General features: G+C 74.8%; 18 protein-coding genes and 1 pseudogene. 10 read left to right on the top strand and 9 right to left on the bottom strand.

Annotated elements, in window-relative coordinates; all coding sequences use genetic code 11:
• Nucleotides 1-19: 19 nt before the first annotated feature.
• Complete coding sequence (locus FXF52_RS43110) at nt 20-217, bottom strand: cold-shock protein (protein WP_255472042.1); 198 nt, start codon at nt 215-217, stop codon at nt 20-22.
• Nucleotides 218-232: 15 nt separating this feature from the next.
• A pseudogene (cofC, locus tag FXF52_RS43105) lies at nt 233-883 on the bottom strand (2-phospho-L-lactate guanylyltransferase); the annotation flags it as partial.
• A gap of 113 nt (nt 884-996) precedes the next feature.
• Here cofC and FXF52_RS16770 point away from each other — a divergent pair.
• From FXF52_RS16770 to FXF52_RS16755, 4 genes are all read left to right on the top strand, one after another.
• The gene (locus FXF52_RS16770) at nt 997-1,722 is read left to right on the top strand and encodes a 1-acyl-sn-glycerol-3-phosphate acyltransferase (protein WP_148797845.1); all 726 of its coding nucleotides are present in this window, start codon (nt 997-999) and stop codon (nt 1,720-1,722) included.
• On the top strand, nt 1,719-2,726 hold the full coding sequence (locus FXF52_RS16765; RefSeq protein WP_148797844.1) for an NAD(P)H-dependent glycerol-3-phosphate dehydrogenase: 1,008 nt from the start codon (nt 1,719-1,721) through the stop codon (nt 2,724-2,726). Before FXF52_RS16770 ends, FXF52_RS16765 begins: the two co-directional genes overlap by 4 nt.
• Nucleotides 2,727-2,804: 78 nt before the next feature.
• Nucleotides 2,805-3,920 (top strand): cystathionine gamma-lyase, encoded by a 1,116-nt coding sequence (locus FXF52_RS16760; RefSeq protein WP_148797843.1) that lies wholly within the window; start codon nt 2,805-2,807, stop codon nt 3,918-3,920.
• 166 nt (nt 3,921-4,086) lie between these two features.
• On the top strand, nt 4,087-4,878 hold the full coding sequence (locus FXF52_RS16755) for a putative protein N(5)-glutamine methyltransferase (RefSeq protein WP_148797842.1): 792 nt from the start codon (nt 4,087-4,089) through the stop codon (nt 4,876-4,878).
• 536 nt (nt 4,879-5,414) lie between these two features.
• Here FXF52_RS16755 and FXF52_RS16750 read toward each other — a convergent pair.
• Both FXF52_RS16750 and FXF52_RS16745 read right to left on the bottom strand, forming a co-directional pair.
• Complete coding sequence (locus FXF52_RS16750; protein ID WP_148797841.1) at nt 5,415-5,615, bottom strand: DUF397 domain-containing protein; 201 nt, start codon at nt 5,613-5,615, stop codon at nt 5,415-5,417.
• 4 nt (nt 5,616-5,619) lie between these two features.
• Nucleotides 5,620-6,465, bottom strand: coding sequence for a helix-turn-helix transcriptional regulator (locus FXF52_RS16745; protein ID WP_148797840.1), 846 nt, complete (start codon nt 6,463-6,465; stop codon nt 5,620-5,622).
• A gap of 274 nt (nt 6,466-6,739) precedes the next feature.
• On the opposite strand from FXF52_RS16745, the gene FXF52_RS16740 reads away from it, so the two are divergent.
• Nucleotides 6,740-6,970, top strand: coding sequence for a hypothetical protein (locus FXF52_RS16740; RefSeq protein WP_148797839.1), 231 nt, complete (start codon nt 6,740-6,742; stop codon nt 6,968-6,970).
• A 13-nt stretch (nt 6,971-6,983) separates the two neighbouring features.
• Here the strand turns inward: FXF52_RS16740 and FXF52_RS16735 are convergent, their stop codons facing one another.
• Nucleotides 6,984-8,255 (bottom strand): 26S protease regulatory subunit, encoded by a 1,272-nt coding sequence (locus tag FXF52_RS16735; protein ID WP_148797838.1) that lies wholly within the window; start codon nt 8,253-8,255, stop codon nt 6,984-6,986.
• Nucleotides 8,256-8,510: 255 nt separating this feature from the next.
• Between FXF52_RS16735 and FXF52_RS16730 the strand changes: the two genes are divergently transcribed.
• Nucleotides 8,511-9,611 (top strand): D-alanine--D-alanine ligase family protein, encoded by a 1,101-nt coding sequence (locus FXF52_RS16730; RefSeq protein ID WP_148797837.1) that lies wholly within the window; start codon nt 8,511-8,513, stop codon nt 9,609-9,611.
• Nucleotides 9,612-9,720: 109 nt separating this feature from the next.
• On the opposite strand, the gene FXF52_RS16725 is transcribed toward FXF52_RS16730, so the two are convergent.
• Both FXF52_RS16725 and FXF52_RS16720 read right to left on the bottom strand, forming a co-directional pair.
• Nucleotides 9,721-10,347 (bottom strand): DUF3515 family protein, encoded by a 627-nt coding sequence (locus FXF52_RS16725; protein WP_148797836.1) that lies wholly within the window; start codon nt 10,345-10,347, stop codon nt 9,721-9,723.
• Nucleotides 10,348-10,581 (bottom strand): Lrp/AsnC ligand binding domain-containing protein, encoded by a 234-nt coding sequence (locus FXF52_RS16720; protein WP_148797835.1) that lies wholly within the window; start codon nt 10,579-10,581, stop codon nt 10,348-10,350.
• A 154-nt stretch (nt 10,582-10,735) separates the two neighbouring features.
• Here FXF52_RS16720 and FXF52_RS16715 point away from each other — a divergent pair, with 154 nt between their 5' ends.
• Together FXF52_RS16715 and FXF52_RS16710 are read left to right on the top strand one after the other, a co-directional pair.
• Nucleotides 10,736-11,680 carry a thiamine-phosphate kinase gene (locus FXF52_RS16715; RefSeq protein ID WP_148797834.1) on the top strand — a complete coding sequence of 315 codons (945 nt, stop codon included), beginning with the start codon at nt 10,736-10,738 and terminating at the stop codon, nt 11,678-11,680.
• Between the two features lie 62 nt (nt 11,681-11,742).
• Nucleotides 11,743-12,210 carry a GNAT family N-acetyltransferase gene (locus FXF52_RS16710; protein ID WP_148797833.1) on the top strand — a complete coding sequence of 156 codons (468 nt, stop codon included), beginning with the start codon at nt 11,743-11,745 and terminating at the stop codon, nt 12,208-12,210.
• A 132-nt stretch (nt 12,211-12,342) separates the two neighbouring features.
• Here FXF52_RS16710 and FXF52_RS16705 read toward each other — a convergent pair whose 3' ends face one another.
• Both FXF52_RS16705 and rpmB read right to left on the bottom strand, forming a co-directional pair.
• Nucleotides 12,343-13,596 carry an ATP-grasp domain-containing protein gene (locus tag FXF52_RS16705; RefSeq protein ID WP_148797832.1) on the bottom strand — a complete coding sequence of 418 codons (1,254 nt, stop codon included), beginning with the start codon at nt 13,594-13,596 and terminating at the stop codon, nt 12,343-12,345.
• 188 nt (nt 13,597-13,784) lie between these two features.
• The gene (gene rpmB, locus FXF52_RS16700) at nt 13,785-13,976 is read right to left on the bottom strand and encodes a 50S ribosomal protein L28 (protein WP_073832489.1); all 192 of its coding nucleotides are present in this window, start codon (nt 13,974-13,976) and stop codon (nt 13,785-13,787) included.
• A 289-nt stretch (nt 13,977-14,265) separates the two neighbouring features.
• Here rpmB and FXF52_RS16695 point away from each other — a divergent pair, with 289 nt between their 5' ends.
• Both FXF52_RS16695 and recG read left to right on the top strand, forming a co-directional pair.
• Entirely contained in the window at nt 14,266-15,879 is a 1,614-nt protein-coding gene (locus tag FXF52_RS16695) for a DAK2 domain-containing protein (RefSeq protein WP_148797831.1), read from the top strand.
• Nucleotides 15,876-18,077, top strand: a complete 2,202-nt coding sequence (gene recG / locus FXF52_RS16690) for an ATP-dependent DNA helicase RecG (protein WP_148797830.1) — start codon at nt 15,876-15,878, stop codon at nt 18,075-18,077. Before FXF52_RS16695 ends, recG begins: the two co-directional genes overlap by 4 nt.
• The last annotated feature ends 67 nt before the right edge of the window (nt 18,078-18,144 follow it).

Raw genomic sequence — 18,144 nt, 5'->3', positions numbered from 1 at the left:
TGAACTCGGGGCAGGTTGCTCAGGCCATCGTCGGCAACGTCACCCGCACCACCTCGCCGGCCGCGTCCCGCTCGATCCGGACCCGCTGCCCGAGCCGGAGCAGCCGCAGCCCGGAGGCGTCGAAGGCCCGGGCGGGGAAGGCCAGCTCGGTGCCGTCGTCGAGGAGCAGCACCCCGCTGCGGGTCGCCGCGTCGTAGGTGGCCACCGTGCCCTGCATGCCAGCACCGTACCGGACGGGTCGGCCGGGGGTGGCGGCCGCGCGGGCGCCGAGCAGCGCGGCGGTGCGCGGGCCCAGGCCCAGTCGGGCGGCGGCGGCCAGGTCCGCGGCGGTGTCCACGTCGCGGCGCAGGGTGGGCCAGTCACCGGACAGCGAGCGGGCCCCGCTGGCCGCGTGAGCCGCGGCCGAGCCCGGCCCGAAGCGCGGATCCAGGGGTACGCCGGCCGGCGCGGCGAGCAGCACGGTGCCGGTGCCCGGGGCGTCGGCCACGAACCCGCGTACCCCCGGGAGGGCGGCGGGGACGGCCCGCAGCGCCGCGGCCAGCTCGACCGGGCGCAGCGCCGGCAGGTCAGCGGTGAGCCCGACCACCGCGGCGCGCGGGCCGGCGGCCGCCGCGCCGTGCCGGAAGGCGGCGTTCAGCCCGGCGGCGGGGTCCGCCACCACCCGGCCGCCGGCCGCCGCCACCTCCGCCGCCACCCGCGTGTCGTCGGTCACCACCAGGACCTCGGCGACCGCCGGGCAGGCCCGCACCGCGCGGACCGTGTCGGCCGCCAGGGCCAGCGCCAGGTCCTCGTGGGGTACGCCGGACAGCGCGCCCCGCAGGCGGCTCTTCGCCGCCCCGAGGCGCTTGACCGGCACCACCACGGTCCAGCTCGGCTCAGGCACGTGACCATCCTGCCAGTGGGACGGCGGTACCCTCACTGGCCGGACCCAGGGCGAGCAGGCATGATTTCGTCGCGGGCGTGGGTGCGTGGGTCGGGGCACGAGGAGGAGACAGGGTGGCGCGGCGAAAGGTGGGATTCTGGCCACGATTGGCCGTGGTGCTGGTCAAGCCGGTGCTGAACGTGTGGACGCAGCGCACCTGGCGGGGCATGGAGCACCTGCGCCGTGACGGCGGCTTCATCATCGTGCCCAACCACATCTCGCACGCCGACCCGCTGGTCTCCGCGCACTTCATCTACGACTCCGGGCGCTGGCCGCAGTTCCTGGGCAAGGCCAGCGTGTTCCGGGTGCCGGTGATCGGCTGGATCCTGCACCGGTGCCGGCAGATCCCGGTGGAGCGCGGCACGGTCGAGGCGGCCAGGTCGCTGGACACGCTGGTCGCCGCCGTGCGCGACGGTGGCGCCGTGGTGATCTATCCGGAGGGGACCACCACCCGCGAACCGGACCTGTGGCCGATGAAGGGCAAGACCGGGGCGGCCCGGCTGGCGCTGGCCACCGGCGCGCCGGTGATCCCCATCGCCATGTGGGGGCCGGAGCAGATGTTCGACCCCCGGACGGCCCGCTTGCGGCTGCGTCCGCGGACCCCGGTGACCGTGGTCGCCGGGCCGCCGGTCGACCTGAGTCGCTGGGCGGGCGCCACCCCGTCCCGGGCGGTCCTGGAGGAGATGACCGACACGATCATGCTGCGGATCCGTGACCTGGTCGCCGAGATCCGCGGCGGCACCCCACCACCGCTCTGGGAGCGTCCCGCCCGTACGCGTACCCGCGAGGTGAGTGAATGACCGGTCATGTTGCCGTGCTGGGGGCGGGGTCGTGGGGGACGGCGTTCGCCAAGATCCTCGCCGACGCCGGCCGGGACGTGACGATCCTGGCGCGGCGGCGGTCGGTGGCCGACGCGATCCGCACCGAGCGCCGCAATCCGGACTACCTGCCGGACGTCCGGCTGCCCGACCGGGTCACCGCGACCGGGGACGCCGAGGAGGCGATCGCCGGAGCGGAGGTGGTGGTGCTCTCCGTGCCGTCGCAGACGCTGCGCGCCAACCTGGCCGACTGGACCCCCCATCTGGCACCCGACGCCACGCTCGTCTCCCTGATGAAGGGCATCGAGCTGGGCACCACCAAGCGGATGAGCCAGGTGATCATGGAGACCGCGGGCGTGCCCGCCGACCGGGTGGTGGTCGTCTCCGGGCCCAACCTGGCCCCGGAGATCGCCGCCGAACAGCCCGCCGCCACCGTGGTCGCCGGCACCGACAGCCGCCGGGCCGCCCTGGTCCAGTCGTCGATCCGGACGCCGTACTTCCGCCCGTACACCAACGACGACGTGATCGGCTGCGAGCTGGGCGGGGCGGTGAAGAACGTCATCGCCCTGGCGTACGGGATCGCCACGGCGATGGGCTTCGGCGACAACACCCGGGCCATGCTGATGACCCGCGGACTGGCCGAGACCGCCCGGCTGGGCGTGGCGCTCGGCGCCGACCCGATAACCTTCGCCGGCTTGGCCGGCATGGGTGACCTGGTGGCGTCCTGCTCCTCGCCGCTGGCCCGCAACCGCACCTTCGGCGAGCACCTGGGCCGGGGGGAGACCCTCGAGCAGGCCCAGGCGGCCACCCGGCAGACCGCCGAGGGGGTGAAGAGCTGCCTGGCCATCCGGGACCTGGCCCGCGCGCACGGCGTGGAGATGCCGATCACCGAGCAGATCGAGCGGATCTGCCACGAGGGGATGGACCCGCGGCTCGCCGTGGACGCGCTGATGAGCCGGACCGCGAAGCCCGAGTCGTACGAGTGAGATGGCGATGAGCGAGCGAATCATCGGGCACTGTGCGGTCGAGCCTCGTGCGGCCGCCGAGCGGAGCGAGGCGGCGGCATGACCGACTGGGGTGACGGCACCCGCAGCGTGCACGCCGGGCTGCCGGCGCCGGCGCCCGGGCAGCCGTTCCTGCCCGGACCGGTCTTCGCCGCGCCCTACCATCTCGACCCGTGGCAGGGGCCGTCGGCGGCACCCAACGGGTACGGCCGGCCGGACAACCCCACCCGGCGGCTGCTGGAGGCGGCCGTCGGGGAGTTGGAGGGCGGGGACTGCCGGGTCTTCGCCAGCGGCCAGGCGGCCATCACCGGGCTGCTGCTGGCGCTGCTGCGCCCCGGGGACACCGTGCTCCTCCCCGCCGACGGCTACTTCCCGGTCCGCGCGTTCGCCACCGCCACCCTGGAGGGCATCGGGGTGCACGTCCGCTTCGTGCCGACCGCCGGGCCGTACCCCTCGTTCGAGGGTGTCCGCCTGGTGCTGCTGGAGACCCCGGCGAACCCCGGCCTGGACGTGGTCGACGTGCCGGCGCTGGCCGCCGCCGCGCACGCCGCCGGGGCGCTGGTCGCGGTGGACAACACCACCGCCACCCCGCTCGGGCAGCGCCCGCTGGACCTCGGGGCCGACGTGGTGGTCGCCTCCGGCACCAAGGCGCTCACCGGCCACTCCGACCTGCTGCTCGGATACGTGGCGACCCGCTCCGCCGAGCTGCTCGACCCGATCACCGCGTGGCGGACCACCACCGGCGGGGTGCCCGGGGCGTTCGACTGCTGGCTGGCCCACCGCTCGCTGGCGACCGTGGACCTGCGGCTGGCCCGGCAGACCGCCAACGCCGAGGCGCTCGCCCGGCTGCTCGCCGGCCGCACCGACGTCACCGGCCTGCGCTGGCCCGGGCTGCCAGCGGACCCGGCCTACCCGGTCGCCTCGGTCCAGATGCGACGGATGCCCGGCGTGCTCTCGTTCGACCTTGGCGACGCCGTCCGGGTGGCCCGGTTCCTGGACGCGTCCCGGTTGGTCGCCGCCGCCACCTCGTTCGGCGGGCTGCACACCACGGCCGACCGGCGGGCCCAGTGGGGCGACGACACCGCACCCGGCTTCGTCCGGCTGTCCTGCGGGATCGAGGATCCGGCCGATCTGGTGGCCGACGTGGCCGCCGCCCTGGACACCGGCGCGGCCTGACCGCGCCGGCTCCGCTAAGGTGACGGGCAGCCACGGCCCGCGCGGGCCCCGACCGGAGGAGGTGACACCGATCCACCAGCGAAGGACCGGCGCTCCCTCCGAGTCCGCGCCGCCTCGGGACTAGGCGACGCCGGGAGCGCCGACGAGCGTTCCCGAAAGGCATCCCATGGCACCATCCCTGTTCTCTCCCGATCGTCCTGCCCTCGTCGCCCGGCTGCGCGCCGCCGGTTGCGTCTTCGCCGAGGACGAGGCGGACCTGCTGATGGCCGCGGCCGACTCGGCCGAGGCGCTGACCGACCTGGTCGACCGCCGGGTCGCTGGCCTGCCGTTGGAGCAACTGCTCGGCTGGGCCGAGTTCTGTGGCGTGCGGGTCGCCGTCGACCCCGGGGTCTTCGTGCCCCGGGGGCGGACCGCCCTGCTGGTCGCCAGCGCGGCGGCGGTGGCCGGCCCGGCGCCCGCTGTGCTGGACCTCTGCTGCGGCTCGGGCGCCGCCGCGCTGGTGCTGCACCGCCGGCTCGGCCCGCGCTGGCTGGCCGCCGCCGACATCGATCCGGTCGCCGTGGCCTGTGCCCGGCGCAACCTCGCCCCGCTCGGGGTGCCCGTCTACCAGGGCGACCTGTTCGGGCCCGTCCCGCCCGAGTGGCGGGGCCGGCTGGATCTGGTGGTGGCCAACGCCCCGTACGTGCCGAGCGACGCGGTGGCGCTGCTGCCGCCGGAGGCGAGGCTGTACGAGGCGCCGGTGGCGCTGGACGGCGGCGCGGACGGGTTGGCCGTGCTGCGCCGGGTCGCGGTCGGCGCGGCCGAGTGGCTCGCCCCGGGTGGGCACCTGGCCGTGGAGTCCAGCGCCGGCCAGGCCGAGGCGCTCTGCGGGGTGCTGGCCGACGCGGGCCTGGTGCCGACCGTGGTGCACGACGAGGACCTGGAGGCGACGGCCCTCACCGCCCGCCGGCCCGGCTGAGCCGCGCACCGCCGCTGCCGACCGATCGGTTCGGTGGCCGGAACCCCCTCGGCCCCGGTGGCTGCGGTGACCGGCCAGGGGCGCTGCGGGAGTGGCCGGCCGGTGGTTGCCGGAGTGGCCGCCAGTCCTTTTCCGCCCGGCAGCCTTGCGGGCGCGCGCCCTTCGGCCACCCGCGGGCGGTAGAGCCGGGCTCGTGTATGGGTTGCCGCCGGGCCGGACCGGGTGTCACCCGACGGACGCTACGAACTTGATGTCGTCAACGATTCAGCCGCGATGGTGGCCCGGCACCGGTCCATGACCCCAGGCACCGATCCATTCACGACATCAAGTTCGTAGCGTGGGCAGGGGCAGGGGCAGGGGCAGGGGCAGGGGCAGGGGCGAGCCGCTCCGCCGCCGGGCCGCGCCGGGAGGGCGGCACCGAGCGGGCCGCGCTGGTCGCCGGCTGACCCGCGACCGACCGGCCGCGCTTGTGGGGCGGGGCCAGCCGCGTGGTGGTGCTGACCCGCGATCGACCGGCCGCGCCGGTGGGGTCGGGATCAGCCGCGTGGCGGCGCGTCGGTGAACGCGGTCCAGGCGGTGGGGGAGAAGACCAGCACCGGGCCGGCCGGGTCCTTGGAGTCGCGGACCGCGACCGCCTCGGGCAGCGACGCCATCTCGACGCACGCGCCCTCGTCGCCGCTGTGGCTGCTCTTGCGCCAGCCGGTCGCCGCCGGGTGGGGGCTGTTCGTGCCCTTCATCGTTTTACCTCTCGTTCAGCAGGCGGAGGAGCTGGTCCCGGCTGGCTGCCGGGCTGAGCGCCACGGTCCGCAGGTGCTCCATGATCTTGGTGCAGGTACGCAGGTCGCCCGGCCGGTCCAGGACCATCTGCCCGGCGACCGTCTCGACCGAGGCGATGATCGGGTCCTCGGGGTCGGCGAACTCCAGGATGTGCAGCGAGCCCCGGGTGCCCCGGTGGTAGCCCGCGGCGAGAGGGATCACCTGCACGGTGATGTTGGACAGCTCGGCCATCTTCAGCAGGTGTCGTAGCTGGCCCTCCATCACGGACCGGTCGCCGACCGGGCGCAGCAGCGCGCCCTCGTCGATGATGGCGTCGAGGATCGGCGGATCGTCACTCGTGAGCCGCTGCTGCCGGTCGAGGCGTAGGTGGACGCGTTGCTCCACCTGCTCGTCGCTGAGTGTGTGCGGGCCGCCGCGCATCACGCCGCGGATGTAGTCGGCGGTCTGGAGCAGGCCGGGCACCACCGAGGGTTCGAAGTTGGCGATGCCGGTCGCCTCCGCCTCCAAGGCGATGAAGTCGATGGTCCGCCGGTCCAGCAGGTACGAGTAGGAGACCCACCAGCCGGGCTTGCGGGCGTCCTTGGCGAGCCGCACCGCCGCGGCGATCTCGTCGGGGCCGACCCCGTAGAGGGTGAGCAGCGCGCGCACGGTGGCCGGGCTGACCAGCGTCTGGGCGTTCTCGTACCGGGACAGGGTGCTCCGGGTGCTGTTGATCTCGTCGGCCGCGGCCTCGAGGGTCAGGCCGGCGGCCTCGCGGTGGGTACGCAGGGCGATGCCGAGCCGTCGGGCCCGGGCGGTCTTCGGCGCCATGCATCGATGGTCGCACATCTAACGGGAGGATGGACATGAGAGAAACCCGATGAGAGTTGCATTCACGGGTGCACACCTGTCAATCTGTGGTCGCGTCCTCACCACCGGTTGTCGTGGCGACGGTGGTGGTGAGCGACCGGAGGGGATGGGGCGCGCGGCGGTCGGGTTTTCACTCCCCCATGACCCGATCGCCGCGTGCCCTTACCGCCGAGGGCACGGGAGGGGATCGCATGACGGTGACGGGCTGTCGCCCCTCGGGCGGGGGTGGCCGGGGATGACCCGATTCCTCGTCGTCCTCACCGACGTCCGCCCCCTGGAAGGGCTGGGACGCAACGAGCGGACGAGCCCGGAGCGGCGCCGGCAGGTGGTCGGCGCGAGCAGCCGGGAGGCGGCGGACCGGATCGCCGGCGCCTTCATGGCGCTGGGCATGGTCCGGGCGGGGCGGCAACGGGTCAAGGTCATCGCGGTGGGGCGCCACGCCCGGGCCATGCCGCAAGCGGGCTGAACCCGCCCCGTCCTCACAGCAGCTTGCGCCGCTTCAGGTACGCGACCAGGTCGTCGTAGACGCCGCCCTCGTTGGCGAACATGGCGACGTTGCGGGCGGTGGACAGCCACGGCCGGGTGGACGGTCGCACCTCCTTGAGCGCCCGCTCCAGGTCCCGCTGCTCGATCATCCGGACCTGCCCGGTGCGTACCGAGTCGGCCATCGCGAACTCGGCGGCGCTCTCGCAGAGGTGGGCCAGGTCGGCGCCGGAGAAGTCCTCGGTCGCCGCGACCACCCGGCGCAGATCGATGTTGGCGATCGGCCTCTCGCGCAGGTGGTACTCCAGGATCGAGGCGCGGGCCTCGGCGTCCGGCGGCAGCACCAGCACCACCCGGTCCAGCCGGCCCGGCCGGCGCAGCGCGGGATCGACGTCCCACGGGGTGTTCGTGGCGGCCAGCACGAAGACGCCCTCGTTGTCGCCCTCCATGCCGTCCAGTTCGGCCAGGAGTTGGTTGCCCAGCGTCCGCATCGAGCTCGACGAGACCTGCGACCGCTTGTGGCCCAAGGCGTCGATCTCGTCGAGGAAGAGCACGCACGGAGCGTTGCGGCGGGCCGCCTGGAACAGCTCGTGCAGGTTCCGCTCCGAGTTGCCGACCCACATGTCGAGCACGTCCACGATGGACAGCGACAGGAACTTCGCGCCCATCTCGCCGGCCACCGCCCGGGCCAGGAAGGTCTTGCCGCAGCCGGGCGGCCCGTAGAGCATCAGGCCACCGCGCAGGCTCTTGCCGTACATCCGGCGCAGCTCCGGATTGCGCAGCGGGCCGAGGAAGGCCAGCTCCAGCCGCTCCTTCACGGCCGACATGCCGCCCACGTCGGCCAGCCGGATCGAGGAGGACTCCACGTCGTACACCCGGTCGGCCTCGCCGCGGACGGGCTCCGGCTCGTCGCCGGCCCGGGCGAAGCGCGGCGGCACGACGTCGGCCAGCTCCTGCTCGTACGCGGCCAGCGGGTCGTCCCCCGCCGGCTCGGCGGACGCCGGCGATACCTTGCGGTCGTCCTCTGGCGGGGCGGCGGACGCGGCGCGCTGCCCCGGGGGTACGGGCGCGCCAAGGGCCCGCTGCATCAGGGCCTGGGCCTGCGCGTTGCCCGGATCCCGGGCGAGTGCCTGCCCCACGTGCGCGATGGCCTCGGCGCCTCGGCCGCCGTCGAGCAGCAGCCCGGCCAGGTGCAGCCGCAGCGGCAGGTCGTCGGGGCGGGCGTCGAGGGCGGCCAGCAGGCTGTCGATGAGGGCATCCGAGCTCACAGGACGAGCAGCGTAGCCGGCCGGCGGCCCGATCCGCCCACCCCTCGGGCCGCGGCGCCGCCCGCCGGCGGACGGCCGTGCGGCCCCGCGCGAGGTCCGATTACTCCCCGTGTACGGTTCGTTGACCGGTTGCGCGGCGAGGTGCCGTGTCTCCGGGTATCGGCTGCCGGCGCTCGCCACGCACAGTAAGGTCAACCGGGTGAGCGCCCCCGGCGAGCACGGCCAGCCGCAGTCGCGAGCGAAGAGGTGACCGGAGTGACCACCCCAGGCAAGACCCGCGTGGCGATCGTCTTCGGCGGCCGCAGCCCCGAGCACGGCATCTCCTGCGTCAGCGCCGGCAGCGTGCTGGCCGCGCTGGACCCGGACGAGTTCGAGGTGGTCCCGGTCGGCATCACCCGGCAGGGCCAGTGGGTGCTGGCCAGCGGCGACCCGGGTCAGCTGGCCATCCAGGACCGCAAGCTGCCGGAGATCACCGCCGGCTCGGGCGCGGAGCTGGTGCTGCGCGCCGACCCGGCGGCGGGCGGCCTCATGGTGCTCGACCCGACGCAGGGTCCCCGGGCGCTGGCCGACGTGGACGTGGTCTTCCCGGTGCTGCACGGCGCGTACGGCGAGGACGGCACCATCCAGGGGATGCTGGAGATGGCCGACATCCCCTACGTCGGGGCGAACGTGTTCGCCTCCGCGGCCGCCATGGACAAGGAGTTCACCAAGAAGCTCTGTGCCGCCGAGGGCATCCCGGTCGGCCCGTACGTGGTGCTGCGCAACGGGATGACGATGACCGAGGAGGACAAGGAGCGCCTCGGACTGCCGGTCTTCGTCAAGCCGTCCCGGGCCGGTTCGTCCTTCGGCATCACCAAGGTCGACGACTGGTCCCAGCTCGACGCGGCGGTCGCCACCGCCCGCGAGATCGACACCAAGGTGCTGGTCGAGGGCGCGGTCGTCGGCCGCGAGATTGAGTGCGGGGTGCTGGAGGGGGAGGCCGGCGGCGCCCCGGAGGCGTCGGTGCTGGCCGAGGTGCGAATGATCGGCGGCCGCGACTGGTACGACTTCGAGGCCAAGTACATCTACGCCGACGAGGTCTGCGAGTACGACGTCCCGGCGAATCTGCCCGAGCCGGTCGCCCGCCGGGTTCAGGAGTACGCCGCCCGCGCGTTCACCGCGCTGGACTGCTCGGGGCTGGCCCGGGTCGACTTCTTCGTCACCCCGGAGCTGGACGTCTATCTCAACGAGATCAACACCATGCCGGGCTTCACCCCGACCTCGATGTTCCCGCGCATGTGGGCGGCCAGCGGCCTGGAGTATCCGAAGCTGGTCAACCGCCTCATCCGCACCGCCCTTCGTCGCGCCGGCCGCTGAGACGGTCGCGCCGGGCGGGCAGAATTCGCCCTGGTGCACGGAAAGAGTGGCCGTTCCGGCGCGGAAGGCCACTCTTTCCGTGTATCAGCGCCCGATGACGGGTGCCGGGTCAGGCGGTGCAGCCGGAGGGGGCGGTCTTGGCCGAGGGGACGGCCGCGACGACCGCGTCGGCGATCGGGGCGACCCACTGGAGCGGCTGCTCGTACTGCTTCGGCAGCCGGACCCGGACGGGGGTCTCCCGGTCGACGGTGGTCAGCACGGTGGCGTCGGCCTCCTGCACCGCGTACCAGCAGACCTTGTTGACCGTCCACACCTCGTCGGTGGGCTGGACCACCGGCGGGGTACCGCCGCAGGCCACGGTCAACGCGGGGTCGCCGTACGCGGCGTTCTGCTCGGCGCCGGCGGTGACCGGCCGCTGCTTCAGGTCGCGCACGCTCGGCGGGAGCTGCGACAGCAGGGCCCGGCACAGCGTCGCCGGCCGCTCGGCCAAGGCCGGGGCGGGCATCTCGACCGGGGCGGTCGACTGCGGCCGCACGGCGGTCGCCGATGGCTGCGGTGCGGCGGCCGGCTCGTCCGGGGCCAGCTTGGCGAAGGTGAAGCCGGCCACGGCCAGGGTCACGGGCAGCGCGACCAGGGTCGCCCACAGCGCGGCGCTACGGGTGCTCCGGTCCCGGCGCGGGGCCTCATCGGCGGCTCGGGCCTCGTCCGGAGCGGGAGAGGTAGTGATCTCGTTCACTTACAGGCGCACCACCGAACACGTGAGGGTGCGGGTGATGCCGGGCACCATCTGCACCTTGCTAACGATGAGTTTGCCGAGCTCGTCGACGGTGTTCGCCTCGGTGAGAACGACCACGTCGTACGGCCCGGTGACGGCGTCGACGCGCACCACGCCGGTAAGGTCCGCGATCTGACCGGCCACGTCACGCGCCCGGCCGACCTCGGTCTGGATGAGGATGTACGCCTGTACCACGACTCGACCTCCGTCTGTCGCCGCCTGGGGCGGTCCGAAGGGTGAAACTACCGTACGGAGCAGCCGTGATCCCTATCGGTGGCCGGTCGGACGCGGTGAGCGAGGCCACGGCGTGGGCGGAGCGGGTGACGAGTGAGCGCGACGAGGGGACGGCATGACAGTCGCGGGTGTCGGGGAGTTCGGGCTGATCGACCGGGTGACCGCCCGGTTGACGTACGGGGAGAGCTGCCTGCTCGGGCCCGGTGACGACGCGGCGGTGGTCGCGGCGCCGGACCGGCGGGTGGTGGCCTCCACCGACGTGCTGGTCGAGGGGCGGCACTTCCGTCGGGACTGGTCCGGGGCGCGGGACGTCGGGCACCGGGCGGCGGCCGCCAACCTGGCCGACATCACGGCCATGGGCGCCACCCCGACCGCACTGCTGGTCGCCCTCTGCATCCCGGCCGAGCTGGACACGAGCTGGGCGGAGGAGTTGGCCGACGGGCTGGGCGCCGAGGCGGCCCTGGTCGGGGCGGGCGTGGTCGGCGGCGACATGTCGTCCAGCCCCATCATCACCATCGCCGTGACCGCCCTGGGCGACCTGGGCGGCCGGCCGCCGGTGGTCCGCTCCGGTGCCCGCCCGGGAGACGTGGTGGCGCTCGCCGGGCGCACCGGCTGGGCGGCGGCCGGCTACACCGTCCTTTCCCGGGGCTTCCGGACACCCCGGCTGCTGGTCGAGGCGTACCGCCGCCCCGAGGTGCCGTACGCGGCCGGCCCGGAGGCCGCCCGGCACGGCGCCACCGCCATGATCGACGTCTCGGACGGGCTGCTCGCCGACCTCGGGCACGTGGCGAAGGCCAGCGGCGTGGCGATCGACCTGACCCGGGACGCGTTCGAGGTGCCCCGGCAGATGCGCGACGCGGCCCAGGCGCTCGGCGTCGACCCGTACTCCTGGATCCTGGCCGGCGGCGAGGACCACGCCCTGGCGGCGACCTTCCCGGCGGCGGCGACGCTGCCGGCGGGCTGGCGGCCGATCGGGCGGGTGGCCGAGGGTGCCGGGGTGACCGTGGACGGCGCCGCGTACGAGGGGCCGACGGGCTGGGACCACTTCCGCCGGGAGTGATCTGCGACCAACGTCGCCGGCCGGCCCCGGGTCGGGGCCAGCTGCGGTCGTACTCTGCATCCGTGAGTGAGATCGAGATCCGGGCGCGGCGCTTCGACGCGCCCGAGTCGCAGGCGCTGATCCGGGCGGCCCTGGCCGACCTGGGCCAGCGGTACGGCGGCAGCGGCGACGACACCCCGGTCGACGCCGCCGAGTTCGAGCCCCCGGCGGGCACCTTCCTGGTCGCCTACCTCGACGGGCAGCCGGTGGGCTGTGGCGGCTGGCGCAGCCACGGCGACGACGGCGAGACGGCCGAGCTGAAGCGGATGTACACCGCGCCGGCCGCCCGGGGCCGGGGCGTCGCCCGGTCGGTGCTCGCGGCGGTCGAGCGGTCGGCGCGGGAGCAGGGCCGCAAGCGGATGGTCCTGGAGTGCGGCGACAGGCAGCCCGAGGCGATCGCCATGTACACGTCGGCCGGCTACGAGCGGATCCCGAACTTCGGCTTCTACAAGGACGCCCCGGGCTGCCTCTCCTTCGGCCGCGTCCTCTGACGGGGCGCTGCCGGGCGCAGTCCGAGTGCGGGCGGCAGATCGGCGATGTGGCGGGGTTGGCCGCCGCGGTTACCGCCGAATCGCCGACCTGGCGGCCTTGTCCGGCGCGGCCTCGCCGGGTGCGGGGGCGGGTCAGGCGACGGTGATGTGGACCTGGTCGGCGGCCTTGCGGGCCGCGCTCTCCGCGCCGGTCGGGTCGGTGCCCCAGGCCAGCAGGTGACCGCTGCGCTGGGCCGAGGAGAGCAGCTCCGGCACGGTGTCCCCGACGGCGACGTCGACCTGCACGTCGAGCACGCCGGGCAACCGCAGCGCCGCCTTGACCCCGTCCACGGCGGTGACCCGCCCGGGCGGGGCGACCAGGAACTCCACCGCAGCCGCGCCGGACGGCCGGGCCGGCAGCGCGGGCCGTTCGCCACGCAGCACCCGCAGGTACGCCTCGATGAAGCCGCACTCGTAGGCGATCGAGACCAGGGCGGTGATCATGTCGCCGGGCATCCGCGCCGCGCACTCCACCAGCGTCGGCGCGCCGTCGACCAGGATCCACTCGCTGTGCAGCATGCCGCTGCGGAAGTCGGCGGCCCGGGCGAGCCGGACGGCGGCGTCGCGCAGCGTCTGGTGCTCCGCCTCGGGGAGCGCGGACGGCACGGTGTGGCCGCTCTCCACCGGGAACCGGCCGCCGACGATCCGCTTGTCCGTGACGTTGGCGAAGATCGGCTCGCCGTCGGCGACCAGCAGTTCCACGCTGTGCTCCGAGCCGGCCAGCAGCTCCTCGACCAGCACCTCGGTGGGCAGGTCCGCGGTGGCGTCGACCGGCTCCTGCGGCGTCGCGCTGGTCGCCCAGGCGGCGGCGATCTCCGCCGGGTCGGCGATGAGCTGCACCCCGAGGCTGCCGGAGCGGCGGGTGGGCTTGAGCACGCAGCGGCCGCCGTGGCGGCGGGCGAACTCGGTCGCCCGCGCCGGGTCGTCGACCAGCTCGTACGCCGGGTTGGCCAAGCCAGCGGTGCCGGCGAGCAGCCGCATCCGGTGCTTGTCGGTGAACACGTCGGCCGCCGGCACCCCGGGCCCGGGCAGGCCGAGCCGCTCGGCCAGCCGGGCGGTGGCGGCGACCCCGTACTCCAGGCCGGGCATGACGAGCCGGGCGGTGGCCAGGCCGGGTTCCCGGGCGAGCAGCGCGTCGACGTCGAGACCGGTCTGGTACGCGGCCGGCACCAGCCGGGAGACGAGGGGCAGCTCGGCCGCGATGCGTTCGAGGCCGCGGCGGCGGATCACGTCGGGCTCCTCGACGAGGACCACAGTGCCGGGCGGCAGCTCCTGGTTGAACCACTGCAGCGAGCCGAGCGACGCGCCGACCACCACCATCTCGTCGCGCCCCAGGTCCAGGTGCACCGGTCGTTCCTCCCCACGCCCCACCGCCGCCGGACCGGACAGCCGGCGCAGCACGACCCTAACCGGGCCCCGAGGGCCGGGTCGCCAGCCGGTCGGCCAGCCCTCAGCTCCTGATTTCGGACACGACAGAAGCCGGCGGACCCTTCCGGTCCGCCGGCTTCCGACGAGTTCTGGGTGGCGCTACCGCGTCAGGCGCGGGTGACCTTGCCGGCCTTGATGCACGAGGTGCAGACCTGCATCTTCTTGGTGGTGCCGCCACCGGCCGGGGTACGCACCGACTGGATGTTCGGGTTCCAGCGGCGGTTGGTCCGCCGGTGCGAGTGGGACACGTTGTGGCCGAAGCCCGGCCCCTTGCCACAGACGTCGCACACGCTAGCCACGGGATACTCCTGGGTTTGAAACGTTCATGAGGTCGCCGCCAGGCGCTGCCCGGGCAACCTGGCCAGGTTACCCGATGGCTCGCCGGTACGCCCAACCGGCCCGGCCTGGGTGGTCGACGGCTCCAGGTCGCGGCGCGGCGTCAGACGCGCAGAGGTGGAGCTGTCGGTGTTGTCCCGCCCAGCGTACCGGCCCGGCCCGGTCCCCGACCGCCGCCCCTGACGGTCGGACACGCCGGCCGGAACCGGCCGACCTCGGCGCGTGTCGGTGCGCGCCAGTAGGCTTCCCGACGTGCTGGACACCCTCGACGCCGCCGCGGTACGCCGCTGGTGCGCGAGCGGGCTGGCCGCCCTCCAACGGCACCAGGGCGAGATCGACGACCTCAACGTCTACCCGGTCCCGGACGGGGACACCGGCACCAACCTGGTGCTCACCCTCACCTCCGCGCAGCAGGCCCTCGCCATGGACCTGGAGACCCTCCCCGAGGACGGGCACACCCCGCACGGGCACGCGCTGCGGCTGATGGCCCGGGGCGCGCTGCTGGGAGCGCGGGGCAACTCCGGGGTGATCCTCTCGCAGATCCTGCGGGGATTCGCCGAGGCGCTCGCCCCCGCCCCGGCGGTCCGCGGCCGGCAGTTCGCCGCCGCGCTGGGCTTGGCCACCACCGCCGCGTACGCCGCGGTCGCCCAGCCGGTCGAGGGCACCCTGCTCAGCGTGGTCGCCGCCGCGGCACGCGCCGCCGAGCAGGCGGACAGCGACGACCTGCGCGCGGTGACCCGAGCCGCGGCGGCCGGGGCGGCCGGCGCGCTCGCGCGTACCCCCGAGCAGTTGCCGGCGCTGGCCCGCGCCGGCGTGGTCGACGCCGGTGGCCGGGGCCTCTGCGTGCTGCTGGACGCGCTGGTCGAGGTGGTCACCGGGGAGAGCCCCCGGCCGCCGGCGCCCACGTCGCCCGCGGTCCGCCCGCCCGCCACCGCGGTCCGCGAGACCGGCTCCTCGGCGTACGCCTACGAGGTGCAGTATCTGCTCGACGCCACCGACGAGGCGGTCGTCCGGCTGCGCGCCGAACTGGGCGCGCTCGGCGACTCCCTCGTCATCGTCGGTGACGCCGGCCCAGCCATCGGGACATGGAACGTGCACGTGCACGTCAACGACGTCGGTGCGGCGATCGAGGCGGGCGTGGTCGCCGGCCGCCCGCACCGGATCACGGTGACCCGCTTCGCCGACCAGGCCGCGTCCCCGCCGACCCCGCTGGCCGACGGCCGGGCCGCCGTGGTGGTGGCCACCGGCGCCGGCATCGCCGAGCTGTTCCGGGCCGAGGGCGCCACCGTGGTGCCGGCCAACCCGTCCACCGGCGAGCTGCTCGACACGATCCGCGCCACCGGCGCCGCCCGGGTGGTGGTGCTGCCGAACGACCCCAACACCCAGTCGGTGGCCAGCACGGCCGCGCGGGAGGCGCACCGGCTCGGGGTGAAGGTGAGCGTGGTGCCCACCCGCTCCCCGGTGCAGGCGCTCGCCGCCCTCGCCGTCCGCGACCCGTCCCGCCGCTTCGAGGACGACGTCATCGCCATGGCCGAGGCCGCCGGCGCCTGCCGGTACGCCGAGGTCTGCCACGCCGGCAAGGAGGCGCTCACGGTGGCCGGGCCGTGCCGGCCGGGCGACGTGCTGGCGCTGGTCGAGGGGGAGGTGCACCTGATCGGCGCCGAGCTGCTCGACACCTGCACCGCCGTGGTCGACCGGATGCTCGGCGGCGGCGGCGAACTGGTCACCCTGCTGTGCGGGGCGGACGCCCCGGACGGACTGGCCGACCGGGTACGCGAGCACGTCGAGCGGTCCTGGCCGTTCGTGGAGGTGCAGGCGTACGAGGGCGGGCAGCCGCACTATCCGCTCCTGGTGGGGGTCGAATGACGAGCGAGCCGGCCACGGTGGACACGCCGCTGAAGAAGCTGGTCGGGGAGAAGACCGCCAAGGCCCTGGCCAGCCACCTCGACCTGCACACCGCCGGCGACCTGATCTACCACTTCCCGCGCCGCTACGACGAGCGCGGCGAGCACACCGACATCCGCTCGCTGGACGTGGGGGAGCAGGTGACCGTGCTGGCCCAGGTGCAGCGCACCGCGGTCCGGCCGATGCGCCAGCGCCGGGGCAACCTGCTGGAGGTGACCGTCGGGGACGGCTCCGGCGGGGTGCTCACCCTCACCTTCTTCGGCAACCAGGCGTGGCGGGAGCGGGACCTGCGCCCGGGCCGGTGGGGGCTCTTCGCCGGCAAGGTCACCGAGTTCCGGGGCAAGCGGCAGCTCAACGGCCCGGAGTACGTGCTGCTCGGGGCGGGCGGCGACGGCGAGGCGGCGGCCACCGAGGAGGTCGAGGAGTTCGCCGGGGCGCTGATCCCGGTCTACCCGGCCGCGGCGGCGGTACCGACCTGGGTGATCGCCCGCTGCGTCCGGGTGGTGCTGGACACGTTCACCCCGCCGGAGGACCCGCTGCCCGCCACGGTGCGGGCCAGCCGCAACCTGGTCGGCATCGGCACCGCGCTGCGCGAGATCCACCGGCCGTCCAGCAAGGAGGAGCTCTACCGGGCCCGGCGCCGGCTCAAGTGGGACGAGGCGTTCGCCGTGCAGCTCACCCTGGTGCAGCGCAAGCACCGGGCGGCGGCCTGGCCAGCCCAGGCCCGCCCCGCGAAACCGGGCGGCCTGCTGGACGCCTTCGACGCCCGGCTGCCCTACGAGCTGACCCCCGGCCAGCAGTCCGTCGGCCGGGAGATCGCCGCCGACCTGGCCACCGCGCACCCGATGCACCGGCTGCTCCAGGGCGAGGTCGGCTCCGGCAAGACGGTGGTCGCGCTGCGGGCCATGCTCCAGGTGGTCGACGCGGGCGGGCAGGCCGCGCTGCTCGCCCCGACCGAGGTGCTCGCGGCCCAGCACTACCGGGGCATGCTCGACCTGCTCGGCCCGCTCGCCCGGGCCGGCGAGCTGGGCGCCGCCGACGACGCCACCCGGGTGGAGCTGGTCACCGGCTCGCTCGGCGCCGCGGCCCGGCGGCGGGCGCTCGCCGAGGTGGCCGAGGGGCGGGCCGGGATCGTGCTCGGCACCCACGCCCTGCTCTACGAGGGGGTCGACTTCCACGACCTCGGTCTGGTGGTGGTCGACGAGCAGCACCGGTTCGGCGTGGAGCAGCGGGACGCGCTGCGGGCCAAGGCCGACCAGCCGCCGCACGTGCTGGTGATGACCGCCACCCCGATCCCCCGCACGGTGGCCATGACCGTCTACGGCGACCTGGAGACCTCCACGCTGTCCCAGCTGCCGCAGGGGCGTTCGCCGATCGCCTCCCACGTGGTGCCGGCCGCCGAGAAGCCGGCCTTCCTGGACCGGGCCTGGCGCCGGCTGCGCGAGGAGGTCGCCAAGGGACACCAGGCGTACGTGGTCTGCCCGCGGATCGGTGAAGGGCCGGCCTCGGAGGAGGAGCCGCCGCGCGAGGACGACAACGGGCGGCGTCCCCCGTTGGCGGTGACCGAGGTGGCGCCGCTGCTGGAGGAAGGGCCGCTGCACGGGCTGCGGATCGGGGTGCTGCACGGGCGGCTGCCGGCCGACGAGAAGGACGCGGTGATGCGCTCCTTCGCCGCGGGCGACCTGGACGTGCTGGTGGCCACCACGGTGGTCGAGGTGGGCGTGAACGTGCCCAACGCCACCGTGATGATCGTGCTGGACGCCGACCGGTTCGGCGTCTCCCAGCTGCACCAGTTGCGTGGCCGGGTGGGCCGTGGCGCGGCCCCCGGCCTCTGCCTGCTGGTCACCGAGGCGGTGGAAGGCTCGTCCGCCCGGGAGCGGCTGGACGCGGTCGCCTCCACCACGGACGGCTTCAAGCTCGCCGAACTCGACCTGGAACAGCGCCGCGAGGGCGACGTACTCGGTGCCACCCAGTCCGGCCGTCGCTCCCACCTGCGGCTGCTGTCGCTGCTGCGGGACACCGACCTGATCCGGGACGCCCGGGCCGAGGCGATCGCCCTGGTCGAGGAGGACCCGGAGCTGGCCCGGCACCCCGCCCTGGCCGCCTCGGTCGCGGCCCTGGTCGACGAGGAACGCGCCGAATACCTGGAGAAGGGCTGACCCGGCCGCCCCCACCGGCCGGCCGTCCGGGCCTAAGGCGTGTTTCGTAAGTCGAGCGATCCGCGCA

It is taken from the genome of Micromonospora sp. MP36, from assembly GCF_008119785.1.
Lineage (GTDB): Bacteria > Actinomycetota > Actinomycetes > Mycobacteriales > Micromonosporaceae > Micromonospora.
This window is presented reverse-complemented; position numbering and strand designations above follow the sequence as displayed.